This window comes from Methylobacterium sp. J-078 (assembly GCF_022829285.1).
Classification (GTDB): domain Bacteria; phylum Pseudomonadota; class Alphaproteobacteria; order Rhizobiales; family Beijerinckiaceae; genus Methylobacterium.
In genome coordinates, this window is sequence record NZ_JAKSYI010000012.1 from 1 (window position 1) to 26387 (window position 26387).

34 protein-coding genes and 1 pseudogene are annotated in these 26387 nt (G+C 63.8%); 23 read left to right on the top strand and 12 right to left on the bottom strand.

Features of this window, described 5'->3' with window-relative positions:
• Nucleotides 1-111 (top strand): annotated as a pseudogene (locus tag MKK58_RS00240) (IS630 family transposase); the annotation flags it as partial.
• Nucleotides 112-1097: 986 nt separating this feature from the next.
• Here MKK58_RS00240 and MKK58_RS00245 read toward each other — a convergent pair.
• Together MKK58_RS00245 and MKK58_RS26940 are read right to left on the bottom strand one after the other, a co-directional pair.
• On the bottom strand, nucleotides 1098-2537 hold the full coding sequence (locus tag MKK58_RS00245) for an IS1182 family transposase (protein WP_243910214.1): 1440 nt from the start codon (nucleotides 2535-2537) through the stop codon (nucleotides 1098-1100).
• Nucleotides 2538-2861: 324 nt separating this feature from the next.
• Complete coding sequence (locus MKK58_RS26940) at nucleotides 2862-4061, bottom strand: tyrosine-type recombinase/integrase (protein ID WP_243910215.1); 1200 nt, start codon at nucleotides 4059-4061, stop codon at nucleotides 2862-2864.
• 944 nt (nucleotides 4062-5005) lie between these two features.
• Here MKK58_RS26940 and MKK58_RS00255 point away from each other — a divergent pair.
• From MKK58_RS00255 to MKK58_RS00300, 10 genes are all read left to right on the top strand, one after another.
• Complete coding sequence (locus MKK58_RS00255) at nucleotides 5006-5185, top strand: DNA-binding protein (RefSeq protein ID WP_243910216.1); 180 nt, start codon at nucleotides 5006-5008, stop codon at nucleotides 5183-5185.
• A 184-nt stretch (nucleotides 5186-5369) separates the two neighbouring features.
• Complete coding sequence (locus MKK58_RS00260) at nucleotides 5370-5816, top strand: hypothetical protein (RefSeq protein ID WP_243910217.1); 447 nt, start codon at nucleotides 5370-5372, stop codon at nucleotides 5814-5816.
• Nucleotides 5813-6064 (top strand): DUF6074 family protein, encoded by a 252-nt coding sequence (locus tag MKK58_RS00265; protein ID WP_243910218.1) that lies wholly within the window; start codon nucleotides 5813-5815, stop codon nucleotides 6062-6064. Before MKK58_RS00260 ends, MKK58_RS00265 begins: the two co-directional genes overlap by 4 nt.
• Nucleotides 6061-6537, top strand: a complete 477-nt coding sequence (locus tag MKK58_RS00270; protein ID WP_243910219.1) for a hypothetical protein — start codon at nucleotides 6061-6063, stop codon at nucleotides 6535-6537. Before MKK58_RS00265 ends, MKK58_RS00270 begins: the two co-directional genes overlap by 4 nt.
• Before the next feature lie 256 nt (nucleotides 6538-6793).
• Nucleotides 6794-7174, top strand: a complete 381-nt coding sequence (locus MKK58_RS00275) for a hypothetical protein (RefSeq protein WP_243910220.1) — start codon at nucleotides 6794-6796, stop codon at nucleotides 7172-7174.
• Complete coding sequence (locus MKK58_RS00280; RefSeq protein WP_243910221.1) at nucleotides 7171-7413, top strand: hypothetical protein; 243 nt, start codon at nucleotides 7171-7173, stop codon at nucleotides 7411-7413. The genes MKK58_RS00275 and MKK58_RS00280 overlap by 4 nt, the downstream gene beginning before the upstream one ends.
• Nucleotides 7373-7861 (top strand): hypothetical protein, encoded by a 489-nt coding sequence (locus MKK58_RS00285; protein WP_243910222.1) that lies wholly within the window; start codon nucleotides 7373-7375, stop codon nucleotides 7859-7861. The genes MKK58_RS00280 and MKK58_RS00285 overlap by 41 nt, the downstream gene beginning before the upstream one ends.
• 5 nt (nucleotides 7862-7866) lie before the next feature.
• Nucleotides 7867-8346, top strand: coding sequence for a hypothetical protein (locus tag MKK58_RS00290; protein WP_243910223.1), 480 nt, complete (start codon nucleotides 7867-7869; stop codon nucleotides 8344-8346).
• Between the two features lie 128 nt (nucleotides 8347-8474).
• Nucleotides 8475-8813: a hypothetical protein gene (locus MKK58_RS00295; protein ID WP_243910224.1), complete on the top strand. Its 339-nt coding sequence runs from the start codon at nucleotides 8475-8477 to the stop codon at nucleotides 8811-8813.
• A 59-nt stretch (nucleotides 8814-8872) separates the two neighbouring features.
• A complete protein-coding gene (locus tag MKK58_RS00300; protein ID WP_243910225.1) occupies nucleotides 8873-9445 on the top strand; it encodes a hypothetical protein in 573 nt (190 codons plus the stop codon).
• A gap of 26 nt (nucleotides 9446-9471) precedes the next feature.
• On the opposite strand, the gene MKK58_RS00305 is transcribed toward MKK58_RS00300, so the two are convergent.
• A complete protein-coding gene (locus MKK58_RS00305; RefSeq protein WP_243910226.1) occupies nucleotides 9472-9693 on the bottom strand; it encodes a hypothetical protein in 222 nt (73 codons plus the stop codon).
• Between the two features lie 302 nt (nucleotides 9694-9995).
• Here MKK58_RS00305 and MKK58_RS00310 point away from each other — a divergent pair, with 302 nt between their 5' ends.
• A complete protein-coding gene (locus MKK58_RS00310; protein WP_243910227.1) occupies nucleotides 9996-10430 on the top strand; it encodes a MerR family transcriptional regulator in 435 nt (144 codons plus the stop codon).
• On the opposite strand, the gene MKK58_RS00315 is transcribed toward MKK58_RS00310, so the two are convergent.
• The 4 genes from MKK58_RS00315 to MKK58_RS00330 all read right to left on the bottom strand — a co-directional run bounded on the left by MKK58_RS00315 (nucleotide 10400) and on the right by MKK58_RS00330 (nucleotide 12634).
• Nucleotides 10400-10723 carry a hypothetical protein gene (locus MKK58_RS00315; RefSeq protein ID WP_243910228.1) on the bottom strand — a complete coding sequence of 108 codons (324 nt, stop codon included), beginning with the start codon at nucleotides 10721-10723 and terminating at the stop codon, nucleotides 10400-10402. The genes MKK58_RS00310 and MKK58_RS00315 overlap by 31 nt on opposite strands.
• A 252-nt stretch (nucleotides 10724-10975) precedes the next feature.
• Nucleotides 10976-11329, bottom strand: a complete 354-nt coding sequence (locus MKK58_RS00320; protein ID WP_243910229.1) for a hypothetical protein — start codon at nucleotides 11327-11329, stop codon at nucleotides 10976-10978.
• A gap of 21 nt (nucleotides 11330-11350) precedes the next feature.
• Complete coding sequence (locus MKK58_RS00325) at nucleotides 11351-11557, bottom strand: hypothetical protein (RefSeq protein ID WP_243910230.1); 207 nt, start codon at nucleotides 11555-11557, stop codon at nucleotides 11351-11353.
• Nucleotides 11558-11644: 87 nt separating this feature from the next.
• Nucleotides 11645-12634, bottom strand: coding sequence for a tyrosine-type recombinase/integrase (locus MKK58_RS00330; protein WP_243910231.1), 990 nt, complete (start codon nucleotides 12632-12634; stop codon nucleotides 11645-11647).
• A gap of 299 nt (nucleotides 12635-12933) precedes the next feature.
• On the opposite strand from MKK58_RS00330, the gene MKK58_RS00335 reads away from it, so the two are divergent.
• The 8 genes from MKK58_RS00335 to MKK58_RS00370 all read left to right on the top strand — a co-directional run bounded on the left by MKK58_RS00335 (nucleotide 12934) and on the right by MKK58_RS00370 (nucleotide 18626).
• On the top strand, nucleotides 12934-13122 hold the full coding sequence (locus MKK58_RS00335) for a hypothetical protein (RefSeq protein WP_243910232.1): 189 nt from the start codon (nucleotides 12934-12936) through the stop codon (nucleotides 13120-13122).
• Nucleotides 13119-13844: a hypothetical protein gene (locus tag MKK58_RS00340; protein ID WP_243910233.1), complete on the top strand. Its 726-nt coding sequence runs from the start codon at nucleotides 13119-13121 to the stop codon at nucleotides 13842-13844. Before MKK58_RS00335 ends, MKK58_RS00340 begins: the two co-directional genes overlap by 4 nt.
• Nucleotides 13845-13846: 2 nt before the next feature.
• Complete coding sequence (locus tag MKK58_RS00345; protein WP_409565154.1) at nucleotides 13847-14239, top strand: DUF6950 family protein; 393 nt, start codon at nucleotides 13847-13849, stop codon at nucleotides 14237-14239.
• Between the two features lie 176 nt (nucleotides 14240-14415).
• Nucleotides 14416-14637: a hypothetical protein gene (locus MKK58_RS00350; protein WP_243910235.1), complete on the top strand. Its 222-nt coding sequence runs from the start codon at nucleotides 14416-14418 to the stop codon at nucleotides 14635-14637.
• Between the two features lie 102 nt (nucleotides 14638-14739).
• On the top strand, nucleotides 14740-15669 hold the full coding sequence (locus tag MKK58_RS00355; RefSeq protein WP_243910236.1) for an aldo/keto reductase: 930 nt from the start codon (nucleotides 14740-14742) through the stop codon (nucleotides 15667-15669).
• Nucleotides 15659-16402, top strand: a complete 744-nt coding sequence (locus tag MKK58_RS00360; RefSeq protein WP_243910237.1) for an NADPH-dependent F420 reductase — start codon at nucleotides 15659-15661, stop codon at nucleotides 16400-16402. The genes MKK58_RS00355 and MKK58_RS00360 overlap by 11 nt, the downstream gene beginning before the upstream one ends.
• Nucleotides 16399-17775 (top strand): NTP/NDP exchange transporter, encoded by a 1377-nt coding sequence (locus MKK58_RS00365; RefSeq protein WP_243910238.1) that lies wholly within the window; start codon nucleotides 16399-16401, stop codon nucleotides 17773-17775. The genes MKK58_RS00360 and MKK58_RS00365 overlap by 4 nt, the downstream gene beginning before the upstream one ends.
• Before the next feature lie 206 nt (nucleotides 17776-17981).
• Complete coding sequence (locus MKK58_RS00370) at nucleotides 17982-18626, top strand: class I SAM-dependent DNA methyltransferase (protein WP_243910239.1); 645 nt, start codon at nucleotides 17982-17984, stop codon at nucleotides 18624-18626.
• Nucleotides 18627-18636: 10 nt separating this feature from the next.
• On the opposite strand, the gene MKK58_RS00375 is transcribed toward MKK58_RS00370, so the two are convergent.
• From MKK58_RS00375 to MKK58_RS00385, 3 genes are all read right to left on the bottom strand, one after another.
• Complete coding sequence (locus MKK58_RS00375; RefSeq protein ID WP_243910240.1) at nucleotides 18637-19971, bottom strand: APC family permease; 1335 nt, start codon at nucleotides 19969-19971, stop codon at nucleotides 18637-18639.
• An 872-nt stretch (nucleotides 19972-20843) separates the two neighbouring features.
• Entirely contained in the window at nucleotides 20844-21257 is a 414-nt protein-coding gene (locus MKK58_RS00380; RefSeq protein WP_409565156.1) for a DUF1236 domain-containing protein, read from the bottom strand.
• 59 nt (nucleotides 21258-21316) lie between these two features.
• The gene (locus tag MKK58_RS00385; RefSeq protein WP_243910241.1) at nucleotides 21317-22657 is read right to left on the bottom strand and encodes an alpha/beta hydrolase; all 1341 of its coding nucleotides are present in this window, start codon (nucleotides 22655-22657) and stop codon (nucleotides 21317-21319) included.
• 538 nt (nucleotides 22658-23195) lie between these two features.
• On the opposite strand from MKK58_RS00385, the gene MKK58_RS00390 reads away from it, so the two are divergent.
• Both MKK58_RS00390 and MKK58_RS00395 read left to right on the top strand, forming a co-directional pair.
• Complete coding sequence (locus MKK58_RS00390) at nucleotides 23196-23459, top strand: hypothetical protein (protein WP_409565157.1); 264 nt, start codon at nucleotides 23196-23198, stop codon at nucleotides 23457-23459.
• A gap of 588 nt (nucleotides 23460-24047) precedes the next feature.
• Nucleotides 24048-24335 carry a hypothetical protein gene (locus MKK58_RS00395; protein ID WP_243910242.1) on the top strand — a complete coding sequence of 96 codons (288 nt, stop codon included), beginning with the start codon at nucleotides 24048-24050 and terminating at the stop codon, nucleotides 24333-24335.
• A 73-nt stretch (nucleotides 24336-24408) separates the two neighbouring features.
• On the opposite strand, the gene rhuM is transcribed toward MKK58_RS00395, so the two are convergent.
• Together rhuM and MKK58_RS00405 are read right to left on the bottom strand one after the other, a co-directional pair.
• On the bottom strand, nucleotides 24409-25464 hold the full coding sequence (gene rhuM / locus MKK58_RS00400; RefSeq protein ID WP_243910243.1) for a RhuM family protein: 1056 nt from the start codon (nucleotides 25462-25464) through the stop codon (nucleotides 24409-24411).
• Nucleotides 25465-25724: 260 nt separating this feature from the next.
• Nucleotides 25725-26024, bottom strand: a complete 300-nt coding sequence (locus MKK58_RS00405) for a hypothetical protein (RefSeq protein WP_243910244.1) — start codon at nucleotides 26022-26024, stop codon at nucleotides 25725-25727.
• Nucleotides 26025-26222: 198 nt separating this feature from the next.
• On the opposite strand from MKK58_RS00405, the gene MKK58_RS00410 reads away from it, so the two are divergent.
• Nucleotides 26223-26387: TadE/TadG family type IV pilus assembly protein (locus tag MKK58_RS00410; RefSeq protein WP_243910247.1), on the top strand; the 165-nt coding region annotated here is incomplete at its 3' end.

Sequence of the window (26387 nt, forward strand, 5' to 3'; positions counted from 1 at the left end):
ATCAATCGCTACATCGCCGAGCACAACCGTAGCCCAAAGCCCTTCATCTGGACTAAACCCGCCTCTGCAATCTTCGACGCCCTCAGCCGAGCTCCTGAACCATCCGTCTGAGTCAGAGCACTAGGATCGTTCCGATCCTGTTCGCCCCGCCCTGGCAGCCCCAGGGGGAAGAAGCTTCTGAGAGCATTTTCGCTCAGCCGATGGCGATCGCATGTGCCCCGGCAGGCAGATTCGACGATCGCAATCGCGAGCTGACGTCGTGTCTCCGCCGCGAAGCGATCAGCCGCGCAAGTGAGGTTTGCAGCGAGTATCGAGGTCCAAGCCAGGTCGAACCCTTCGCACATCGCTTTGACAATATCGGGAGTGAAGACCGCAGCGTTGGGGTCCATTCGTTCGCGGTGCGAGCCCTCCCAAATCCCCGGTGTACAACCAGCCGAAGATCGCCGATGTATACTTCCCTTCATTCGTGCCTCCCCTGATCATTCAAGAAGGCATTCTGCCAAGGCAAACGCTACTCGGTAGCTCCCTAAGGGAAGCTACATACGGCAGAGGTGGTGGCTCCTTCTTCGGCAATCCGGCGGCGAACATGTGTCCAGGGACAACGAGAGAGAGCGAGGTCGACGTGTTTTGGAAAAGGCCGCATCTGCCTTAGGCATGCGCTGCTCATCGGCTCAGACGTGTTCCCCCGGCTGTCGTGTCCATCGTTTATGGGCGCGCGATTGCCGACATGCTCCGCGTGCATCGAAAGAGTTTCTGAACCGCTCGAAGCAAAAGCGGCCATGGTCGACAAACTCGCTTCGATGAGACGCCATCCTGAACCTGAAGGCCGCCATCAGCCAGTGGCAGCGGATCAGAGGTGTCTCGCCATATGTCCGCTTCTGCACATCGCGTCGGGGAACGCGAACGACTGTGTTGGGTCCAGGCCGTGTCAAAACTCGGGGATTAAGGCTTGGGCAATCGGGTGGCGTCCCGGCCGTGCGAGAATAGGCTGTTCATCGCGTCGAACGGGTTCTTACGGTTGGGGGATGATCATTTTGAGTTGACGGCGCTTCCCGGACGGTTTCCTGCCCTCGTCCACGGACGATTCGAGCTTTTCCTCAGGTGGGGATCGCCGTCAGGAGCTTCCGGCTTCCGAGGATATTGAGAACCCGCGTCAGATTATAGGCGAGGACATGGAGCGCCATCTCGGTCGAGACGCGTGGCAGGGTCTTGGTCAGGAAGTGCATGGCCCCCATCCGCGCTTTGAGCGTACCGAAGGGATGCTCGACCGTCTCGCGCCGGACCCGCATCGCCAGCGGATCGCCGTCCAATCGGCGCTGCACGGTCTCCAGCACGTCCTCATGCTCCCAACGCGTCACCCGGCGCTCCTTGCCCGTCGTGCAGTCCGTCTTCATCGGGCAGGCCGAGCAGGCATTCGTCCAGTATCGATGCAGCGTCAGACCATTCTCCACCGTGGTATAACGGTGGGGCAGCGTCTCACCCGCTGGGCACAGGTAGGCGTTCTCCTGAGGGCAATAGAGAAAATCCTCCTTGCCGAAGCGGCCAGCGGCCTTGGCGCCCGAAGTCATCGGCCGGGGCAGCGTGACGGAGATGCCGGCGCGTTCGCAGGCCAGGATCTGTTCGCCGGAATAATAGCCCCGGTCGGCCACCGCATCGAGCGTGTCTGTCTCCAGAGCCTGCTTGGCTCGTGCGGCCATTCCACTGAGCTGTGCCCGGTCCGAGCCGGCATTGGTCACCGCGTGCGCCACGATCAGATGATGCTCGGTCTCGACCGCCACCTGGACGTTGTAGCCCACCAGGCCCGATCCGCGCCCGCTGGTTGCCATCGACCGCGCGTCGGGATCGGTCAGTAAGATCTGCCGGTCAGGCGCCGCCTTCATCTGCTCCTCCAGGCCGGCCAACCGCTCCATCTCCTGTCCAAGGCGGGCGATCTTCTCCTTCAACCGCACCACCTTGGCGGCCAATTCGGGGGTGGGATCCTGACGATCAGCCGTGTCGAGCTGCGAGAGGTAGCGCGACACGCTCTCCTCGATCTGCTGGCGGCGCCGGTCGAGCTTTCCTTGCGTGAAGTTGCGGTCGCGGTTGTTGACCGCCTTGAACTTCGAGCCATCGATCGCGACGCGCGTCCCCGTCAGAAGGCCCATCTCGCGGCACAACGCGACGAAGCGGGCACAGACGCGCCCAATGGCCGGTCCGTTCTGCCGGCGGAACTCGGCAATGGTCTTGTGGTCGGGCGACAGCTGGCCCGTCAGCCACATGACCTCGACGTTGCGGCCCGCTTCGCGCTCCAGACGTCGGCTCGACGGGACCCGGTTGAGATAGCCGTAGACGTAGAGCTTCAGAAGAGCGGCCGGATGGTAGCCCGGTCGCCCCGTCGCCGCCGCATCGACGCCCGCAAAGCCGAGCGCACCAAGATCCAGCGCCTCCACGAAGGCATCGACCACGCGGACCGGGTTGTCCTCGGCGATCCAGTCTTCAAGACAAGGCGGAAACAGTGTCGTCTGATCGCGCTCAGCGCCGACAACAAACCGTCCCATGCCCGCCTCCGGTCAACCCAGAGAAGAGTACCATCTTCGGGGTTTTGACACAGCCAGGGTCGGCGGCGGAACGTCCGATTCCGGGCAGGCAGCAAGCTTCCGCTTATGGCACACAGTGGCCACGAAATGCCCTTGCAGAGCCCGCGCTTGAACTCGACCGCGACTGATCGCGGGGTAACCCCAAGGTAACCACGGTTCTCAGAGGCCCGTGCAGACTGTTCCAAGAGGTCCGTGATCAGGGCCCTTTCCAAGGGAGAACGTGTGGTGCCGGTTGCGGGAATTGAACTCGCGACCTACCGCTTACAAGGCGGTTTATTCCGGAACTTAAGTGTTTACTGACAAAGCGTTTTTCATCGCGTTGTCGTTGCCGTGTTGCGCCTGTGTTGCGGTTTCGATTGCGCCAAGTACCGAAATCTCTCCTGCGGTAGCTGCCCGCCGGTCCGCTCTGCCGGCAGCAAACAGGTGACCGTAGACGCGCTGGGTGAACTCAGGTGACTCGTGCCCGGCCCACTCGCTGACCTGGCGGATATTGACACCTTCATCGATCCACAATGAAACAGCGAAGTGGCGGAAGCTGTGAGGCGTCCACCTAGGGGAGCCATCAGCGGCTACGATCCCGAGCGCAATTTGCAGTGGGCCGATTTGGCGGTTGACGATGTTCGGATAGCCCAACGGTGTCGCTGCATCGGATGGGAAAACCAGACCGGCAGATCGGTTCCCCGTTGCCTTCCAGTTTGCAAGGATAGTGGCGAGCTGGGGCCCTATCGGGATGCTGCGCAGCGCCGAGACAGTTTTCACCCGACCCAATGTGTTGAAGCGGTCGACGCCCTCTCGCACTTCGAGGTGCTCCGGCAGGATCCGACCCCACGCCAAGCCCCGCGCCTCGCCGATGCGCAGGCCGGCCAGCGCCATCGCCGCCAGCATTGGGCGGAGCCAGGGCGTTGGGCGAAACCCCTCTACCTCGGCGTCTCGATGCTCAGCCTTGAACGCTCGCATCGCCTTGATTGGATGATCGAGCGCCACTCGGCGAACCTCGACTGTGCGAAGACCGTGGTCGGACCGCACGCGAGCTACGAGGAACAGCCCGTCGACATCCGCGGCAGCCGCCAGCATGGCGCGTACCGCCCCCCGCTCTGGGATGCGAACTGTATCTTCAGCCTCACTGATTTCCGCGCGCCGTGTCTTCCGCCGGCTGCGCAGCGAGCGAACTGGATTGGCGAAGGCCAGCCGCCGGCGAATCGCTTCATCGAAAATCGCCCCGAGCACAATGCGCGCGCGCCGACACGTGTCGTCCGTGCGGCCCCCGGCCTTCAGTTGCTCCAGCCAGTCGCCGACGTCGGCTGGATGAAGTTTCGGCAGAAGCCGCTCCGCAAGGAAGGGCCGCACGTGACCGCCGTAGTACGTCCGGTAATTCTCAACCGTTGACCTTGCGGCGTTATCTACCTCGAGAGCGGAGATAAGAAGATCGTAGGCCTGCTGGACTGTGCTCGCGGCTCGATCTGGTACATGGCTACCGGCTGCCACCTCGCTCCTTGCACGCGTTAGGAAGGCGTCTGCCTCCTTCCTCGTCGGAAACTGCCGGAAGCGCCTCTTTCCTCCCCCGTCGACATACCCTGCCAGCCAAACGGTCTTTCCACTGGGTAGCGTCCGTTTTCGTATCGTCGCCATTTGAACATCTCACCTTCCGGTGTGCCTGCATCGAGCATCAACGATGTGTGAAGCTTTTTATCGGAAACCATTGCAGAATGGGCTTGCGAGCTTCATCGGCAATGGTTACAGATAAGCGGACGGGATGCAATGGCGCTGCTTAGTGGTCTCGTGCAAAGGATCGCAGACGTTGAGGGAATCGATTCCACGTTTGCGAGCGGTGTCGCCAGGTATCTACGTGAAGGCAGCCTAGTAAAGCAGGCGGGGAGAGGCCGAGGGGCGGCTCGCATGACTCCGGCAGACGGAGCGATATTGTTGATCGGCCTTAATGTTTCGCGACTAGCTAAGGACTCTCCGAAACAAGCTACTGAATTCGGTCAGAAAACTCAACAATGGACGGATAATAGGACGATCAACGGCCTGTGTGAGTTCGGAAATACGCTTACTTGCGATCTTGAGCGTCTGATTGTGTCTTGCTCTGGCACGGTTCTCCGAGATCAGATTGACCGGAAGCATATGGATGTTTCTGTTCAGTTCCATATGCCTCTTCAATACACAATGCTTTCAGTCAGGACCGTGCCCGGCGAACAAAACGACTATCAAGATGAAATTGTGTGTTCCGGTCTTTATGGTTCGCCCTTTGGCGATATCAAAGTTAAGTCCCGACCGGATCGCACTGATATAGCGATAATAACGCATCGAACGATAGTCGCTGTGGCTGACTTCATCGCAGCATAACTTAAGAAAGTGGTCAGATGGCACAATCTATAACGCCCCATGCTGGGGCGAACGGGAGCGGTTTGCCGCTTGCCGAGGATCTCATGACCGGCGCCGATGCAATCGCCGCCTTCATGTTCGGCGATTCATCGGAGGCCAACCGCCGACGCGTCTACCATGCGGCCGACAAGCTCGGACTTCCGAGCTTCAAGTTGGGTGGCACCCTATGCGCCCGCCGCAGCACGATCTTGGCGTGGATCGAGAGTCAGGAGCGCGCAGCATGAGCGCGCCTCGTCCTGGCACCGCCCGCGGCGACATCACGGTCTATAGTGGCCGCCCGCCCCTGGGCTTCATTCGCGGCACTATGGCCGGCGTTTACGCCTACGATATCGAAGGCCGCCCCGTTGGGACCTTCGCTGATCGGAAGGCTGCACAGAGCGCCCTTGCAGATGGAAAGGCGGTGTCGCCATGACCGCCGACATTCGAGAGGCTTTCCATGTCGCCGTTGTGCGTCTCCTCGACTGGCGACGAAGCAACGAACGCCAGCAAAATTGGGGAGTTCTATGCGCGGAGACAGGCCTTCGCGAATACGACCCTGAGCCGAACGTCGGCTTTTTCGGTCGCGACTATTCCTTGAACGCGATTTGCGACCTTGCTGAAGTGCTGGTCGGCCCCCTGCCCCCTCACGTACATGCCCTGTTTCTACTCGTCGATGATTACATTGGCGAACCCATTCCCGACACCTACGCGGAGGCGGTGATCGTACTCAAGGAGGCGATCGACGCTGAGTATGACAAGCAAGCGAGCTTTCCGCTCACGGAGCCAGCGTTGGTCGAGAAGATCCGCACCGATTCTTTCCGTGCGGGCGCCGAAGCGCTCCTGAACTACGCAAAAGCGCAAGCGGGGGCTTCATGAGCGCGATCGTCGTCCCTTTCCGCTTCGCTAGGCGCCTGCCTCAGATTCGGAAAACCGCCGGCTATATGCTGACGGTCCCGCACAACCACGCTGAAGGGCACCTCCGCGAACAGCTTCGGCGGCTTGAGGATGGCCTCCGCAAAAAGGGCGTCGCAGAAGACCTGATCCGGTCTGAGGTCGCGAGCTACGAGGGCGCCATTCGCGCCCACCTCTGGCGGCTCCTCCTCAGTCATGGGGGCGCCGCATGAAGCGCGACAGCAAGGGCAACCCGAACAAGACGCCCCCCCACGTCCGACTATACGATTGGCTTCTAGCCAGCGAGGCATGGAGGGACCTCACGCCCCAAGCTCGTGCCCTCTACGTGCTCCTTAAGACGCAGTACAAAGGCATGAACAACGGGCGCCTCGTCCTCTCAGTCCGGCAGGTATCGGAGGACATGCACGTCAGCAAAACGACTGCGGCCGAGGCGTTCAAGGAACTTGTGGCCCACGGCTTCACCGAAGTCGTCATCCGCGGCAGCTTCGGCGGCCGCAAGGATGGGCGAGCCACTGAGTGGCGGTTGACCGAATACCCCTGCGATGTGTCCGGAAATTTGCCGTCCAAGGCGTTCATGAGTTGGCGGCCCGGAAGCATTCTGACGGTCCGCCCTGAAGGACAGTCTGTCCCCCATACCGGACTGACAGGTACTCATAGCGGACCGTCAAAATCCTTGAGAGCCTGAACTGTCCCTCTGGGCGGACCGTGAAGCCCTGTTACGGGGGTCTCACAGGTACTCAGGGCGGACACATCTAATGTACCAGTAGAGGGAGCAGAGCGAGCGCTACGCCTCTCTGTCCCGCCTCTCATCAATCTTCAAATCTAAGATCACTGGCCGTGATGCACGACGAGTGAATGCTGGGCTGTGTCCAGAAACCAGAGCGGCCGAGGAAGCCCGTGCATGGGCCCCTCAGCCTCATCACCCCGAAACCTGCTGAGGAATGAAGATGACGTGCTCACCATCTGCCACGAACCCTGACCAGTCCGTAAACGGCGGCCGCGATCCAGGCTACTATCGCTGCTCCCGAGCGATCGAACGCTTTTGGGAAGCACAGCGTCATTTCGCTGAGATGGACATTCTTCTGGTGCAGGACAGCTTCGGAGATGCTGAGGCCGATCAGATCTATGACGAGGTGACGGCGGCAGTCTGGGGGCTGGTTGCCGTTCCTGCGCATGTCCCTGAGCATGTTGAGGCGAAGGTGCACGTGCTCCAGGCGACTAAGACGATGATCGGCCCGCCGCTGGACGCTCGAGAGGAAGCCCTTATCGCTTCGATCCGTTTCGATCTTCAACGGCTCCAGCACGGCGGGCTCGGCCGATGATCGCCGGGGATCTCGAAGGCCAGATCGCCATTCCGGTAGAGGAGGCACTCACGGCCGCACGCATGCTGGAAAGCTGGTTTCAGCACGTGGCGACCGTGCAGCATCCCGCATGGCCAGCGTTCTTTCCGATCAACGATGATGAGCGAAGAATCATCGTGTTCGCGATCGGTGATTTGGTGCGCAGACTGGCTGAACTGGATGAGCGTGTCAGCGGTCCCGATGGGATCAGCCCGCGATGAGCGCTCGGCGCCTATCCACGCGGGCTTCAAGTTTCACTCGGCGTCGAAGAGCTTCCTCGATGCCGAGACCTTGGGGGAGCACGTGATGACGCGCGAGGCTTGCGGCTTCAAAATCGGCGTAAGCGGTAGCGGAACTCGCCGAGTGGTGGTCTCGGCGGTTAAAGCCGATGGTCGCCCCATCGTACACGTGAAGACCCGTGATGGTGTGGGCCATGGCTCCAAAGCGGTCGACACCATCGACCTAAGCCTGACCCAGGCCGCCGCTCTGGCGGATGCGCTGAATGCTGCCATCAGGGCTGCAGGGAAAGATCCAATCATTGAGGAAGCCAAGGCAGCGGAATCTGCCCGGCTGGCCGCCCAGCAGGCCCAGGATCAGGCTTGGGAAGCTGCAGCACCCGCGTACTCCAACCTTCGAAGGCCGAGGAGGGGCGTCACATGCCGCGACTGAGATACATGGATAAGAACCTGACCCTGTTTGATCAGCAGGTGAAACTGCAGGGCGCAAAATCGGCTGAGATTTATGCCGTTCCTGATAAGGAAGGTCGATGGAGCCGTCGGACGCATGAGATAGCCCATGTACCCAGGAGCAGGCCGAGGAAGGATCTCACCGGGCCATCTGGCGTGCTGTTGCCTTCGGAGGATTGTGTTGGCGGCCATCCCGATCTTTTCGGAGCTTCCCGAGCCGCCCCGGCGGTGCAGGTTGCGCCTCCCGGGTTGAGTACTGTCCTACAAGCCTATCCCGATGGTCCCCTTACGGGAGACGTGCTCCAAGCCCTCAAGGCCGCCAAGCATGCCCGTTGCCGGGAATCGTGGGCCGATGTCGCTCGGGAGATGGGGATGAGCCGCCAGCACCTCGCAAACGCCAGGATGGGGCGCTACGGCCTCAGTCCTGAGAATGCAGCGAAGCTGAAATCTTGGCTGTTATCCGCGTGACGGCTTCACCAATGAGGTTGGATCGCGACCGGTTCGCGAAATGCCAGACCCTCGCAGACCGTGGTGCTACCCCAGGGGAGCGCACAGCCGGGCGGGCAGCAGCGGCCCGAGTAGCGGCATCGGCCGGCATGACGCTGGAAGAGGCCGCCCGCCTCGTGGATGCCGCCCCTCGCGCATCCTCAAGGCCGACCCCACCGCCGAGACCATCGCCCGCCTACCAGCCGGACACAGCGTACGCCTACGCCTGGAGGAAGCCGAAGCCGAAGCCCGAGCCCGTCACGGTCGCGGAGATCCTAGCGCAGAAGGCCGCCGACATGGAGCGGCGCAAGAAGGCGACGGCTCGGCAGGAGCGAAAAGACCTGAGGCTCTACGCCGAACAGGACAAGGCGAACGCGATCATCCGGGAGCGGCAGGCTGCTCGAGACCGAGAATGGGCCGAGGCCCGCGCCCGACAGCAACAGGGCTGAGGCCTGACTGCAATCCATCATCCAGGTCGGAAGGATTTAGGCTGTCCGGGCGTTGCCCTGTGGAGGAGAACGGATTCTTTCCGGAGTTGTATTTCTGTCATATCGGCATCGGCCATCCCCCATTTAATGCACAAGAAATTGCGTGGGGGGAAGTTATGCGCCTGAGAGTATTCGCGGCCGCAGCGGCAATGACGGTGCTCGGCGCCTGCCAAACCGTACAGCCTCCCGCAACTGCCAGCGGACGGCCAGAAGTCACAATACCGGGGGCCGATCCGGCGAGAGTAAAATCTGCTATCTTGAGCGGGATGATAGATAAGGGGTATCGGATCGTGAAGGACGATCCCTTCAGCCTCACAGTTGAGAAGCCGGTTGAAAACTTCGCGGCCGTTCTTCTCCTGAGCACCAACGCTGGCGGCCCTCCCGTCGCTCGTGTGACCTACACCGTCGCTCAGATCGACAACGGCACTAGGGTCGTGGCTGACATGGCCCTGATCTCGAACGCTGGAATGGCCTTCGAGCGTCGCACTGATGTCAGCCGTGGCGCAGACTCGCCGATGGCGCAGGCGTTCTTGGACAAGATCGCTGCAGAGACCCAGGCGAAGTCATCGCCGAAGAAGGTGGCTCGTCGCTGATACCAGCTTCGGCCACCTATCCACAGTCAGCCAACGAGGCGCCGTTCGGCCTCGGCCCGCCACCGGTCGCGTTCCCGCTCAGCCTCAGCGAGGCGCGCCCGCAGCGCCGCGTTCTCGGCGTGAAGCTCGCCGGCATCGATCGCCAACTCGACGCATTCGTCCTGCGCCTCGGCGAGGGTCTGACGCAGTTCGGCGTTCTCGACACAGATGGCCAGGAACTCGGCAGTGCGCTGGCCCGTGTCGCTCATTTGATCCCCTCGCCCGCATGGCGCGGGGCGGCGGGTCTAACGCAGGGAGCAAGCCATTTCCATCAGGGACAAGGCTGGCCCTGCGCTCGGTTCAGTCCTTGGGTAGTGGATCATCCTCCGCCATGCGGACGGCTAAAACCGCGGGTGAAATTTCGGATCATTTTCAGCGCGAAAAAAAATCTTGCGGTAGGCTCGGCGCTCTCCCACGACCCGAGCCTTATGGCACTGAACAACCTTCACACAGGTTCTATCTATCGGTCGTCTCTTGGTATTAGGTCTCACCTATCATTAGGAGGGTGGTCATGACGTTTCGAGGCATCGCCGACGTGGCCACGGATCTGGACGTTGAGCAGCACGTGCTCCGTTTCTGGGAGGCCCGATTCCCGCAGGTGCGTCCCATGAGACGGAACGGTCGCCGCTACTACCGGCCGGAGGACGTGGCCCTGTTGAGGGGGATCCGCGAGCTACTCCATGTCCAGCGCCTCAGCATCGAGGGCGCGCAGCGGGTACTCCGCACCAAGGGCATCACCTTCGTATGCGCGGTGGGCCGGGGAGAGGCGACCGCCCTCGATCCCCTCGATACGCCGGACAAGATCGTCCTGGCTGATCTCTCACTGGAGCAGCGGGACGCCCTATCGTCGGCGCTTGCTGATCCGGTGGCATGCCGCGCCCTTGCTGACCGGTGCATTGCCCAGGCTCAGACGGGTCACCGTCTGGAGCAGACCCGCATGCGATAGGCCATGTCCTCGTATGCCGCCTGAAATTGGCGCCCGGCCTTCAGCAGTTCCAACCGCGCCTCATAAGCGGCCTGGTAGGCGGCCTGATCCTCTTTCGAGAGCCGGTTCGTCAGGCCCGAGAGGTGCAGTTCTTCGGCTTGCTGGAGGAGGGCCCGCGTCTTGATGACCGCCCCATCGATGGTGTCGGCGACCACCGTCCACGCCTTCGGGCTGATCTCGTCCCCGATGGCGGTCCCGTTCGCCGCCACCGTCAGCAGGATCGATGCGAAGCCGAGGGCGGTCTTGGACATCATGGCATTACTACTCCCAGGATCGTGAAAGCTCTCATGAGCGCATCGCACCGGCCCCCGGTCCATCCCATTCCCTGACCGTCGCGCGATCCGTGCGGCTGAACCGCCGGCATCGCCTGTCGTAGTCGCCCGAGTCCATCGAGGTGGTTCCGCACGCCGCGAGCGCCTTCCAGCGCGCCGGAGCCTCGCGGGACTGCTCTGGGGCCGAGATCAGGAGGAGGGCGACAGCGCAGCCCAACAGCGACGCACGGGGCATCATAGGAGCGGCACTCCCCATAGTGCGAACGAAAGGCGGTTGTACCAGGCGAGCGGACGGCCAGTGATGCGCACCCACTCGGCCTTGGCATGCTCCCTCTCCCGATCGCGCAGGATGCCCCGCTCCCGCCCCGAGAGGCATTCGTCCGCCGAAAGGTAGTGCAGACCGCGCACGACCCGATCGGCCGTGGCCTTCCCCGCCTGCCTCGTCCATTCGCCGGACAGATCCCGCAGGACCGCTTCCCGTGCCTCGTAATGGCTGAGGCCGTGCCGGATGCGCCGGCCGGCGATGTCCTCAAGCGCATCGGCGCCGAGGTTGATGGCGATGCGATCCGCTCGGGGATCGACGTGCATCCGATACCGCTTTGCCATGGCTCAGGCGGCCATGCGGTCGGTGCCGCCCTGATGACCGGCCCCAGCGGTCGCCAGCCCGACGATCTGCCCCATGGCCACGGCAAGCTCGCTCTGGACCGGCCGCACCTGGTGCTTGCCCTGCTTCGTTTCGGCGATGAGCGCCTCAAGCTCAGCGACCAGCTGCATCGTGAGGGCCTGATCGGTAATGCCTTGGAAGGTGCGGGTCATTGTGCTATCTCCAGTAATAACTTCGGTATTACTGATGTATCACTCGATTTCAGTCAATACTCATCGGTACAAATATCCAACAATGTTCTAGACACCAAGATATCGGGCTGAGCTATCGGTTGGGCGAGCGTGCAAATACCTACCCGTGGTCGCCACGCTGGCATGGCCAAGAGTTGCCTGCACCAAGTGGATCGGTGCGCCGCGATCGAGGCTGTGGGAGGCGTGGGCGTGCCGCAGCCAATGTGCCGAGACCTCCGACGATAGGCCGGCGCGCTCGGCCGCGGCCTTCACCACGCGATGGACCGCGCTCGGATCGAGGGTCCCGCCGTTCCGCGACAGGAACACGGGGGCATCGGCTTCGGCCTCGCCGCGCAAGATGGCCAGCACCTGCCAGGTGGCGGCGGACAGGAGCACCACCCGCGTCTTGCCGCCCTTGCCGAAGATGGTCGCCTGCCCGGCATCGTCTCGGGCCGCCAGGTCGCGCCAGCGCAGGCCGCACACCTCGGAGATCCGCAGGCCGCCGCCGTACAGGACCGTGAGCAGCACGCGATTCCGCAGGGCCGGCTCCTGCCGGATCATCAGCAAGGCATCGCTCTCGCTCATGATGCGCTCGGCCAGGGTGTTCTTGACCGGCGGCGCCTTCACAGCCGCGCCGACGTTGAACCGTAGGTAGCCGACCTCCTGGGCGAACCCGAGTAAGCTCTTGAGGGCCGAGGCTGCCAGCGCCACCGTGGCCGAGGAACCGGTCAGGCCGGCGACGTAGTCCTGCAGGTCGCCGATCCGCACGGCTGCGAGGGGCTTGCCGACATGGGCGAGGAAACGCGTGGCCTGGCGCTCGTAGATCCGGCGGGTGTTCACGCTCTGGGACCGGGCTAGCCACAGGCGCACCAGGTGCTCGTCGCTGTCGGCCTGCGCCGGATGCTCCACCACCATGGCCGGGACCGGTGCCGAGGCCGGCAGGATGGTCACCGCTCCAACGCAAGATAATGGCTCTTGTCGTGCGCTCGAATGGGCCTCGGCGGACACCATCAGGGCGGGGTGGGGAGCGGTCTCGGCGGCCACAGCGAGCATGTGCATGGCAAGATCTCCTGCCCGCATGACTTACGAGCGCAAGGCAGACTGCCACCTAACTCTTAACAACACAATATATTCTCAACAAATACTTGCGCTTCAGTCCATAGCTTAGGGGTCAACTCTATCAGTTGCTTGCGGCTATACGAAGGGATGGCATAGGTCGATTAAGGAAACGCGGCCCAGGGACACGACCGAATGTGTTCGTCGAAAACGGCTAGCCGTGGAGAGAAAAATTCTGAGGGTGAAACTCAGCTATGATAGGAATAGGCTATTGCAGGATCGCACCTCGCAAGGAGCCTCCTATGAAATCCCGTTCGGCCTTCGCCCTCGCGGCCTTCCTGTTTCTCGGCATCGGTGGGACCGGCGCCAAGGCCGATCCGATCCTGACGCCCCTCATCGCATCCGCCGCCTCTGGCACCTTCCTGGCCGGCAGCATCGCGGGCGTCAGCTACGCGTCCATTGCCTCCCATGCGCTGAAGGCTCCCAAATGACCGCGATCAACGCATGGGCCGGCAAGGACTCGGCCACGGTCTACACGGACGCGGCATGGATCGACGGCGACGGGAAACTGATCTTCGTCGCGCCGAAGGCCCTTCCCCTCGCCCACATGTCCGCCGCGCTGGTGGTGCGAGGTTCAAGCCATCAGGTCCGAGCGATGGAGAGCTACTTCCCTTCCGTATTCACTTCGGTGGACCACGCATTCGCGAATTTCAGCGAGGCCATGGAGAAGGTGCCGCCCCCCTACGCGGACTCGATCGGCCCTCAGTCGATGGGTTCTTGGCAGGCCGTTCTTGTCGGATATTCCGACGCGCTGGAACGGTTCGTTGGCGTATTCTTCAGGGGCACGAAGGGTGGTCTGGAAGCCGGATGGACGACGCAGCCCTTCGAACGCTTCCTGACGCCTGAGTCCGAAGCCTTCCAAGCCTCCGTTTCCGGAATCGATTCCGACCCAGGCCCCGACGCTGCCGCCGACATCATGGAGCGTCAACGCGCCCTCGTCGGCCCGGTCAACGGCGTTGAGGGCAACCCGGTGGTGCACGTCACAGGTGGGTTTTGCCTCCGGACCCACATCACCCGCGAGGGGATCAGCACCACCATCATCCGCCGCTGGCCCGACAGGATCGGGGAGCCGCTCGCCCAGCGGGCCAAGGCCAAAGGCTCCGCGCGCGATCCCTTCCGCGCCACCGCGTCGGGTATCCCCGCCTTCGGATGACGTTGGCCGAGCACCTCCAGGCAGGCGCCTCGGAGCCCTTCACCTGGGGCGTTCAGGACTGTTGCCTGTACCCCTCGGACTGGATCCTGGCGCAGACTGGGATCGATGCGGCCGCGCCGCTCCGGGGCCGATACCGGACGCCGCTCGGGGCCGCCCGGCACATCAAGCAGCGCGGCGGCTTCGTCCGCATGGTCTCGGACCTCATGGCCGCCGCAGGTTTCTCGGAGACCACCGACCCACAACCCGGTGACGTGGGCGTGATCCATCTCGGCGACGGCTTCGCTGTCGCGATCCGGACGCGCGTGGGATGGGCCGGCAAGTCCCTCTCAGGTCTCGGGTGCGGCCCGTTCCGCCATGTGGTCGCCTGGACCATCTTACCGAATGAGCAGCTCTGATGAACCACTTCCTTATCACGACCGTCGAGCGCCAGCCGCCAGGAAATCGAGGCCCATCCTCTGGGCGCTCGTACGTCTCCGCACCGGCCTGTCCGGCATTAACTGCCTCATCCCCCTAGCAGGCGGTCGCGGACTTCTACTTGACGGCTAAACCGAGCGGCATGGTCACGTGTCCGGTGAGTTATCTGTTCTCCGGTCTGCACGCTGGCGATCACTGCATCGGAATCATCGCCGATCCGGCGCGCCTGGACATCGTTACCACCGATCTCGGTCACGACCGGCTCCGGAACCGGACAATCACCCTCTTGGTCAGCGCAGTTCTGATCGGAGGCTGCATCGTTGGTCCGATCACCTCCCTGCTCGGCAACCGGGGCGCGTCCCGCGGCGCAGCCGGGTGACTGAGGCACGCTTGCCGCTTCAGGGACTTCCGGCCGCGCCCCCTGTCGGCGTGCTGAAACACCCTAGATGGTTCGGACGTCCCTCGCCGGAGACCGTGCCCCATGCATCCATCTCGTCGCGCCTTCGTCGCAGGGGCCGGTCTGCTGCCCCTATCGGGCCTGCTGCTTGACCGGATGGGCGCCCCCGCCCGCGCGGAGACCGCTGGGCTGCTGCGTCGCCCCATCTCCTCCTCCAGCGAGACCCTGCCGGTGATCGGCATTGGCACCTCGCGGCGTTACGAGGTTGAGCCCACCCCTGAGAAAGTGGCTCCCCTGCGCGAGGCGGTGCAGCGCTTCGTGGCCCTCGGTGGAACCGTCATCGACACCGCACCGAGCTACGGCACAGCCGAGGACGTGCTCGGCCTCATCCTTAGTGAGGACGGGCTGCGCGAGAAGGTGTTCCTGTGCAGCAAAGTCGGAACTCCCGGCCGCGAGGGGGGCGCCGCCGAGATTGTCCGTTCCTTCGAGCGCCTGAAGACGCCGGTTATCGACCTGATCGCGGTTCACAACCTTATCGACCCGACCGCGAATCTCGCGACCCTGCGAGAGCTCAAGGCGCGGGGGAAGATCCGTTATCTTGGCGTCACGGTCTGGCGCGACAGCCAGTTCCCGGACCTTGAAACCCTGATGAAGCGCGAGACTCTGGACTTCATCCAGGTTAACTACGCCCTCGACGATCGCCGCGCCGCCGAGCGCATTCTACCGGTCGCTGCCGAGCGCGGAATGGCGGTGATGGTCAATGTACCCTTCGGGCGCGACCGCCTATTCAAGGCCGTGCAGGGACGCGAGTTGCCCTCGTGGACTGCCGAGTTCGACTGCGTGAGCTGGCCGCAATTCTTTCTGAAATACGTCCTTGGGCACGCGGCAGTGACCTGTCCGATACCCGGCATGGCCAAGGCCGCCTATGTCGAAGACAATCTCGGCGCCGCGCGCGGGCGGATGCCCGACGCGGCCTTGCGCACCCGTATGGAGGCCCTGGTCGATGCACTCTAGCTTTGTCTCCCGCCGCGCCCTGCTGGCGGTCACGGCCTCAATCATTTTGGCCGCAGCTGTTCCGGCCGCCGCCCAGCAACCGGTCGCGAAAGAACTGGCGGCGGCGACGCGGATTGGCATCATCGGGGCTGGAAACATTGGCGGCACCCTGGGCGGCCTCTGGGCTAAAGCTGGGCACGCGGTGATGCTCTCCTCTCGCCATCCAGAGGAGCTTAAGAGCCTCGTCGAGGGCCTTGGACCCAATGCTCGCGCGGGAACTCCGGCCGAGGCGATCGCCTTCGGCGACGTCGTGCTCATCGCTGTCCCCTATAAGGCGTATCCGCAGATCGCTCAGGATCATGGCGCCGCCCTAAAGGGCAAGATCGTCATCGACGCCGGCAACGCCACCCAGGCCCGCGACGGCGAGGTCTACGGCGAAGTCCAGGCCGGCGGCATCGCCGCCGTATCGGCCAAGTACTTGGCCGGCGCCCGCATCGTACGGGCCTTCAACGCCGCCAATTACAAGCTGTTCGCCAAGAACGCCCACCGCGACGGTGGCCGGATGGCGATCCCTCTCGCGGGCGACGACCCGAAGGCCGTCGCTGAGGTGTCGAAGCTCATCACCGATGCGGGCTTCGATCCGGTGGTGGTCGGGCCACTCGCCAAGGCCGACAGCTTCGCCATGGGTTCCCCCGGGTTCGGCCTCGAACTCACCGCCCCGGAACTGCGCACCCGCCTCGGTGTCGCGCCTTGAGCGGTGAAACCACCGTTGGCGCTTCGCCCGATGCGCCGGCGGAGGAGCCTGCCTCCTCATGGCTCGGCCGTCTCGTTGACGTCCGGCCCGGCGAAGCTCCGGCGCTCGCGTGGTCCTGGGCCTACATATTCTCGATCCTGGCCGCCTACTACGTTCTGCGCCCGATCCGGGACCAAATGGGTATTGCCGGCGGCCTCGAGAATTTGCCCTGGCTGTTCACCGGCACTCTGGTCGGGATGCTGGTCCTGAACGTACCGTTCGCCTGGCTGGTCAAGACGCTGCCCCGGGCTCGATTCGTCCCCCTGACCTACCGGTTCTTTGCGGCCAACATTCTGCTGTTCGCGTGCGGTCTCTACCTTGCCGGTCCGGAGGGCGACGTCTGGATCGGCCGCGCCTTCTTCGTCTGGCTGTCGATCTTCAACCTGTTCGTCGTCTCGGTGTTCTGGGCCACGATCGTCGACGTGTTCTCAACCGAACAGGGCAAGCGCCTGTTCGGCTTCATCGCGGCCGGGGCGACCCTCGGCGCCATCGCGGGCTCGGCGACGACGGCCATCCTCGCCCGCGACGTGCCAACCTGGGCCCTCCTCGTCGGCGCGGCCGTCTTGCTCGAGGCGGCCGTGTTCAGCATGCGCGGCCTCGCGCGCCTGTCCGACCGGCTGAACCGAGCCCCGGTTGCTGGGGACTCCGCGCCGGCGGAAGCGATCGGCGGGAGCGCTTTTGCCGGCATCACCCGCACGTTCCGCTCGCCCTACCTCCTCAACATCGGCCTGTTCCTGTTGCTGTTCTCCATCACGTCGACCTTCCTCTATTTCGAGCAGGCCGGCATCGCGAAGCGCAGCTTCCCCGATCGGGGCGCGCAGACGGCGTTCTTCGCCAGCGTCGACCTCCTGGTGAACGTGCTGACCCTCGGCGTTCAGTTCTTCCTCACGGGTCGGATCGTCCGGCGCATCGGCGTCGGGCCGGCGCTCGCCCTGCTGCCGGCGGCGAGCATTCTGGGCTTCGCGGCGCTCGCGGTCTCGCCCACGATCACCGCCATCGTGGTGTTCCAGGTCTTGCGCCGGGCCGGCAACTTCGCGATCGCCCGGCCGATCCGCGAAGTCCTCTTTACGGTCGTCCCGCGCGAGGATCGCTACAAGGCCAAGAACTTCATCGACACGGTGGTCTATCGCGTCGGTGACCAACTCGGGGCCTGGTCCTTCGCGGGCATCGCCGCCCTGGGTCTCGGTTCGACGGCCGTCGCCGTGACGGCGGTTCCGATCTCGGCGGCCTGGCTGGTGAACAGCCTCTGGCTGGGGCGCCGTCAGGCCGAGCGTCAGGCCCGACAAGCGGAGGTCGTGGCGGCGACGGATGGGCCCGGACGACGCGAGCCGTGAGCTGACCCCCAGCGTCCCACGCAGGACGGGCTTTCCACGCATGAGACTGGCCACTGGCGCCGCTTCGGAACAGTCGCATTCAGGGGAGGTTGGTTCTTCTCAAGTCCGTGGAACCCGCAAGGCTCGACATGCGCGAGACGAAGACGCCTTCGCGACGCCGATTGCTGCGATCCGGCGGCGGTGTGGCCACGACGTTGTTGTTGGGAATGAGCGCATCATTGAGTGCCGAGACAGGGAATGCCCCACCGGTCGAGGCCCCTTCAGGCCGGCGGCCGAAGACCCTCGATACCGACTACTTCAAGGGCATGTACGCCACCGACTCCGATCCGTGGCAGTTCGCGACGAGCGCCTACGAGCGGGACAAGTACGCGGCCACCCTCGCGGCACTGCCGCGGTCCCGCTACGCCTCCGCGCTCGAGGTCGGCTGCTCGATCGGCGTGTTCACCCACGAACTCTGCCCCCGCTGCGACACGCTTCTGGGGCTCGACGTGGTGCCGTCGGTGCTGGAGCAGGCCCGGGCACGCTGCGCCGACTGCCCGAACGCCCTCTTCAAGCTCAGCGCGGTTCCCGGCGACTGGCCGGACGGCAAGTTCGATCTGATCCTGATCTCGGAGGTCGCGTACTATCTCGACCGTCCCGACCTCGCCCGCCTGGTTGCGCGGGTCGGGACCGCTCTGCTGCCGGACGCGGACATCGTACTGGTGCACTGGACCGGTGTGACCCACTACCCGCTGTCCGGCGACGAGGCTGCTGAAGGGTTCATCGCCGGTGCGCGCGGCTTCGCCCAAATCCTGAAGCAGGAGCGAACCGACAAGTACCGGCTCGACGTTCTCCGGGCGACTAAGTCCTGAAAAGCTTCGCTTACATCAGCGACGTCGGCCGGGTTCCCTCCGGCCGCCGCTGCTTCGCGAGGACGTGGAGCAGGAGCCCGGCCAGCATCAGCAGGCAGCCTGCGAGCGATTGGAACGGCCGGACCGCCAGAAGGTGGACCATCATCAGGAGCGTAACGGACAGGAAGATCAGCGGGGTGACCGGGTAGCCCCAGGCCCGGCACGGTCGCGGCAAGTCGGGTCGCGTGATCCGCAGCTTGACGAGGCCGAGCACGGTCAGAAACGAGCAGAAGGTCAGGGCGAACTGGACGAAGTCCAGGACCGCCTCGAAGCTCTGCGTGAGCAGGAGCAGGCTGGCGACCGCACACTGAAGGAGGATCGCGGCCTTCGGGACCCCGCGGCTCGAGTAGCGGGCAAGTGCACCGAGCACCGGCATATCCTCGCCCATGGCCACGGTGACGCGCGGCCCGATCCACATCATCGCGCTGACCGTCGGGATGAGGCCCAAGCAGATCAGCGCTCCGACGAGCCGGCCACCCGGCTCGCCGAAGATGTGACGTCCGGCGATCAGCGCGACATCGACTTGGCCAGCAAGGGCAGTCAGCGGCGTGGTGTAGAGGAACACCGCGTTCAGGGCGATGTAGAGGGCGACCACCAAGCCGGTCCCGACGAACAGCGCCCGCGGCAGGCTGCGTGGCGGATCGGCGAGTTCGCCGACGATGTAGGTCGCCGCGTTCCAGCCGGTGTAGGCGTACATCACAAAGACCAGGCTGACGGCGAAGCTGGCGCTGAAAAGTTGCCGGACCTCGAAGGCGCGTGGCGCGAAGTCGATAGGCTGGGCCTCGCCGTAAGCGAAGCCCGCAACGATGAAGGCGACGATCAGCGCCAGCTTCAGCAGCGTGGAACCGACCTGGAGGACGCTGCCGTGGCGTGTACCTCTCAGGTGGACTGCGGTGACGATCCAGATGACAGCGAGACCAAGGAGGACCGGCGGCGCGCCGGGCAGGACAGCCTTGGCATACTGCCCGAACGCCATGCCGGCCAGTGCCACTGGTGCCGCAAAGCCGACGGTGGCGGAGAGCCAGCCGGCCATAAATCCGAAGGCCGGGCCGTATATACGGGTGAGGAAATTGTACTCGCCGCTGGAACGAGGAAACATCGTTGCGAGCTCGGCATAGCAGAATGCGCCGCACAGGGCGACAACTCCGCCAACGAACCAGAGCAACAACAGCATGAAGCCGGACGTGATGTCCGTCACCTGGAATCCGAGGCTGGTGAAGACGCCAACGCCGATCATGTCGGCCACGACGATGGCGGTCGCGGTCAAGGTCGAGACAGCGGCCGCAGGGGCTTTCATGGCTGGCATGTCGACATCTCGTTCTCGGCTATTTCGGTTCGGACGGAACTCCGGCGTTGGCGGCTTCTTGCCTCGCAGGATGCCAAGATGATGGAGTGTGTTATGGTTTCGGACGATAAGCCGACCGTCCCCGTTCTAAACGTGCCTCCCAAGGGCAAGTCTTTGGTCGAACCCCGCCTCAGCGACGATCCGGCCGAGGCCGGCCCGACCTCGCCTGGCCGTGTCGCTCCATCCCAGGACCAGGGTCCGGAAACGGGCGGGTACGATGATCATTCGCCGAACCGGCACCCGACGAACGAGAAGGGCGGTTATGGGGCCGGTTGAAGGTCAATCGTACGCGGCCCCTGTCGAACGACACAATCCGCCCCGCTGATTTTCCAGGCTTGATCCGTATGGTGCACGCCGCTTTGTACGGTCACGGCAGCGGCGGTACACGAGCACCCGCAAAAGCCGAGGTCGAGAAGCCGAAGGGCGCGTAGATCCGCAAGTCCGCGACGCCGGACGCATCGTCAGCTTCCGGGACAGCGAGACCTAGAAAGCCATGAAGCGCCACCTCGGCACGCACCGGCTCGATCCGCGGAGCTACTGCCAGCGTTTCAGCTCCTCGGCAGACGGATTCGATGGTTGAGTCGTCTTACGCTGCTCAGCGGCCGGCCCTGGCGAAAGCGATCGGCCTCCGCAGGGTCGCCGATCGCGGCAAGGACGAACAGTCCCAGGGGAAGGGTCGCGAGCAGGCTGCCTAACCTTCACGAGGGCTATCTGGACGACGCCCCGCATCGGATCCGCATTCCTTCCTGGGCAACCCCTTGGTGGCGTTTCCGCCCAACACCCGCTGGATAATCGACACCGATCGGCGTTCGTGTCCGGCGGGTGCAAGAGGGCTAATCGATGACCTCGACGATGCGACGTGTCCGTGGGTCGACGAGCACGGGATGGTCGTTGACAACGGTGTAGTTGACGTTCGGCAAGGCGAACTCAGGCGGTACGTCGTAGTAGACGACGTCGTCCTCGGGCAGGACGGTCCCGACCCGCACGGGACCTCTCAATGCGAATGAGGGACGCCGCTCGCCTGCTGCGTAGATGCGGAACCGCTCGCGCCGGTCAATGCCGAGAATGCCATTGGCCGTGCCCACCGCCGCGCCGACGGCGCCACCGACGACGGCTCCCAGCGGACCGGCGATCATCTCGCCTCGGTTGGCCCCCTCCTGCGCGCCGCGTTCAAGACCCTGCGCCTGGACGGCTCCCGCCCACCCGAACGTCATCGCCGCAACGGCCAGACCGATGTTTCGTAGCATGTCCCATCTCCATGATGCCGGAGGCTCAGGCCAGTCCGGTGCGTATCGTCGTCTGAAGGTCAGCGGCTACCGGTAACCGCGCGCACGGGCGCGCCGGCGAGATCGACCGTCGAGCCGATGGTCTCCTTGAAGCCGCTGCCGACGTTCGAGAGGTGCTCGCCGAAACTCTCGCGCGTCTGAGGGTCGACGATGGCCACCGGTGCGGCCACGGCCAGCGCGGCGCCGGTCGCCACCGTCGATGCGGCGCCGGCCGCGGTGCTGACCAGCTTGTCGCCGATGCCGATCTGCCCATCCGAGATCGGCTGTCCGTCGGCGAGCCGCTTGCCCAGCAGTGCCACGACGTCACCCGAGGCGAACTTGCCGTGGTTCAGTGGATCTTCGCCCTTCACGGTCGATAGGTTCAGGACGCCGATGTTCTGGCGCGCCAGCTCTGAACGATACGGCTCGGCCGTCGGATCGATGGCTCCCAGCCGTATGCTGTCGCCCCAGACGAGGCGCGAGACTGCGAGGGCTTGGTCGTCGCCGGAAACCATGAGCGTCAGCCGAGGCCGATCCGGCCCCATGTCGTGGAATGCCGCGCGGGCGAGGTCTATGTCGACGTCGGGGGCGGCCAGGATGACGTTGCGGATCTTCGGCGCCACGCGCCTGTCCCGGATCGCCATCTGCCGCAGGCTCTCGAGGGTCAGCCAGTTGCCCATCGAGTGGGAGAGCACCGTGACCTCGCTGACGTTCGGGTCCTTGGCGAGATCCCGCAGCAGGGTCTCCAGGCCGTTGCGAGAGAAGTTCGTGCTCTCCCGGTCATAGCCGTAGGCCAGCACCGAGCCGCGGGAGGGCCAGGTGAATAGCACCGGCGCGACCTCGGCACCGGAATCGTGGACGATCTGCGCGAAGCGAAAGACGGCGTCCTCGAACTTGTTGTTGAAGCCATGCACGAACACAAGGACGTGGCGCTTGGCCCCGCGCCGTCCGGTGCGACCCGTCCACCCCGCGACCTTCGCACGCTCGATCGGTTCGGCCCGCAGTGCCACGAAATCGGTGGCCGGGTTGCCGGGCAGCGACTTGGGCCACTGCACGGAGCCGGGCTGACGTGTGGCGTCAGGCGGGATGGAGACAGCGAGGTCCGTGTAGGTCACAGCATCCCCACGCTCGCCCGAGAACATCACGCCGCGGTCGGTCGCCGCCTTGCGCGTCGTAGCGACCAGCATGTCGACGTGGGACGTGCCTGGCGAATGCGCTGTGTCGGCTATGGGCAGGAGCACACCGGTCGGACGTCCGGCGCAGGCCGTGAGCGACGCAAGTGCTGCCGCTGCAAGCGGCAAGCGCCAATTGCGTGAGAAACTTCGGACCACCCGCCACCACCCACTTTCCCGAACCCTCGCCCAAGGTGGCGGACGGGTCACATTCGCCCTCGATGACGCGAACATGTGTACGAGTTGGGGCATGTCCGAAGCTTGCGGGGTAAATGGCGGAGCCGTGGCGCCCGGGCAACGAACGAGCGCCCCTCTGGCGAGCACCCGCGGTAGCACGCCCCCTAACCGCGCGCGGCGCGCCAGCCAGCCGACCTGCTACGAATCAGGCCCCTTGTCCCCGAGGGCGCGACTGACCTTGACCCGCCCAGCGAAGGCTGCGGCGTGTTCTTTGTGCGGCACTCCTCAACACGGCCGAGATTCGTTTCGCGGTTGGGGGGACGCCGTTCGGACGGGGATGACACAGCCGAGTGTGTGAAGCCGCACGCGAGATCACGGCACAACTCATGCTACGCCCAGCTCATGCCTTCCCAAGGCATTCCTCCCTTGAGACTTGGCCCGCCCAGCGAAAGCTGTGGCGGGTTCTCCTTTGGTGTTGCCCGGGCTGCGACACCGATCAGCTGCAACGGATGACTGCCGGCGAGATTATAACCGGCAGCTCAAGATCGAGCACTACGATAGGCCCTACCTCATGAAGAAGCTCATCTTGGCCGGCGTTGCGGCTCTCATCATCTCTCCTGCCATCGCACAGAACGGAATGGCCCCACGGCAGCCCGGGACCACCGGCACCATCGTCGTGCAGGAGCCCAACAGCACCGGCAACGACCGTGATGTAGTGATTTCGCGCGGCGCGACAGGCGCTGACACCGTGACCACCGATTCTGCGGCGGGTGGGAATGCCAGCCGGCCGGAGCAGGCGGTTCCGAACAGCAGCGCTGGCGGCAGCAGCCGCTAAGGCGATCTCAACCAGCGATCATTTTTCACCCGCCCAGCGAGAGCTGCGGCGGGCTTTCTTCTTCTGTCTCGACCTGAACGCCTTCCGCTCGCATCTCTGCGCGTACTCGCGATAGGTAGTTTTGCCGTTCAATGAGGCCGGCAGCGGACCGATCGCTGGCGGAACCTTGCAATGCGCCGACGGGCGCTCTCCAGAGCCGCCCCGGATGCTCACGCTCGAATAGCTCCTTGGCGCGGCTGTGCACTTCAAGTTCTGACGATCTGAGCAAGGCGCGTCTCCAGGGTAGCGGGGCCCTGATTGGCTGGAGCGAAGCGCCCTGTCGAGTGAGGTCGAACGCAACACGAAATTTCTCGGCCTGCCGAGCTGCGAAACGTCTGTTTCACACGCGCGTGATGCAGCCTCAGGAAAGCATTCAAAGCCAGATTGCAGACGCCTTCAGTTGCCAACGCCCCGGCAATCTGCGGCCACACTTTCACCCGCCCGGAGAAATCCGAGGCGGGTTTTCTTTTTGTGGGCCACGATCGTAGCAGCGGGGATTGAACACGCACGCTTTCGCCCGAGTTCTTTCTGCGAGCTACAGGAGCGACAATGAAAACCTTGATCCTTTCGACTTGCGCCTTGGCGCTGTCCTCCCTGGTCCTCGTCCAGATGAGCACCGAGGCCGATGCCCGCTCGCGTTCGAAGAAGCGCGGTGGTGGCGTCGTGACCAGCATGCAGAACAACACGGGGGGCCGTCCGACCCGTGTGAGATCACGCGGTGCCACCGGTGCCGACACGATCACCGGGAACTCCGCGGCGGGTGGAAACGCGGCGCAGCCGTCGCGCGCCGGCAGCACGGGCAGTGCGGGCGGCGGCAGCCCCGGAGGCGGCATGTAGCCTGTCTACTATACGAAGCTCTTGCACCTCACCCGCCCGGCTCCGGCCGCGGCGGGTTTTTCGTTTCAGCGGGTCAGGCTGGCGGAAGACGTCGAGCTTCGTCGTAACGATCCTGGGCCGTGCGGGTTTTAAAGAGCTCGTACTGCGCCTTCACGTGGGCTTCGACTGCCGGTTTCCTGTAAGGACCAACGTAACCTGGGAACTGAGGGATCTCGTTAAATTTGAAGACCTCGTCGATTTTCGCGAGGAGTTGGGAAGTTGTCATCGTACGATCGCGGGCGATCATATTCTCGACGTAGACGAAGAAAGCCTCACCGGCCAGCATCTGAAGCTTCAGTTCTTCCGGGCTAAGGTAGTTTTTGGCAATTTTAGCGTCAGCAAGGGTCGGGCGGGCGTTAAGCTGAGTCGTCATGCCCATTCGATCCTTCGTTCCGTCCGCACGCGTGAGGAGCAGCTGTTGTGCGGTTTGTTCGCAGGCGGCGAAATGAAATTTGTCCTGCATCTTCGCAAAGAACTTGCGGATCTCGTCCGACGAGCCGTCGTAGTCGCTGGCGACCGCCGCCACGCAGTCGCGCACGCGGGCGTAGAGGTTTTTCTCATCGAAGCGGATCTCCCGCACCTTCTCGGCGAGGGACTGCGCAGCAGCAGGGTCGTTGCGTAGACGCTCTTCGTTGAGAGCGTATCCATGGACGACGTAGTCCTTCAGGATGCGGAAAGCCCACTGCCGGAACTGTGTCGCGCGAGGGGACCGTACACGTGTCCCCACTGCGAGAATGGCATCGAGATTGTAGTGTAAGGTGTTGTAGTCCTTGCCGTCTGCCGCAGTTATCCGGAGATTCCGGACAACTGACGCCTCGTCGAGTTCGCCCTCCCGGAAGGCGTTCCGCAGATGCTCGCTCACAGTTTTGACGCTGACGCCGAACAGTTCCGCAATCTGTGTCTGAGTTGCCCAAAGCGTGTCGCCGGCTACGTCGACGCCAAAATCGATCTTGGTCTCGGCGATCTCGAAGGTTGCTTTGGGCGCCTCGAGCTTGTCGGCGAGGCCGCGGAGCGCCGACGCTCCCGCATCTCGCACCTTGCCCAGCGTGCGCTCGACCAAACCCGGCTTCTTGTTGCTATCACGCGACATGTCTTCGACCCTTTCATGTTGGAGGCGGGAAAACGCCGGCCAGGGTCTGGACTCGTTCATACGACCGTGGTGTTGATCGCTTGCACAGAACTGGGTCCGGCTCCTGGCCGATCCCAACCAAGAGGGTCGTCACCGAATCGGTGGCGGCCCTTTCGTTTGGGAGTCAGCAGTCTCAGGGGTTGCCGCCGAGGTTGCAAGACCACGCGCAACGCGCGTCAACATGTTCGCGCGGGCCTCTGCCGGCTCCAGCCCGCCCGCCGTCATGGCGTGCCGGGCTTTCTCGTTCCTGGCGGCTCGATCCGTCGCCTAGTCTCGGCCAGGGTCTGCTCCGCGGAGCGCTGCACGGTGGAGTTCTGGGCTTCGTGCGTCACGTCGATGGCGATCTGCTCGAAGGCGGTCGCCAAGATGTCGAGCTTTTGGGCGAGAACTTCAGGTTGCGCCAGTTCAGCGACCTGTTGATCGAAGGTCAGGGCATTTCCTACGCTCCCAGCGCCTTCCGCAAGTTTTGCCCTGCAAGCGTGATGAAGCGTCCCGCTTCTCTCGGTTTCGCTCCGTCCCATTGGGCTTGCCGCTCTACGACGCACCCAAGTGCGAATAGGGCTGGCATAGCGGACGGTCAGACCGAAAGGTGGAAGCTGCCTCGATGCCTGTCGTGCATGGAATCGCGCGATTGGACCGCGCAATCCATTCACACTTTTTTAAACTGTCATATTTCTTATCTGAGTTGAATATAACAACTAAAATTCTCGTACCCTAGCATGTTCACGCACCGAGGCCCCGCGAATCCATACAAGCTGCTTCCTCAATGCGAACGAGGAAGTTCGGCCGTTGAATTTGCTCTTGTCGCGCCGATCCTTCTGGCCTTCCTGGCCGGCATTATCGTGTTCGGCATCTATCTCGGCGCGGCCCACAACCTCCGTCAG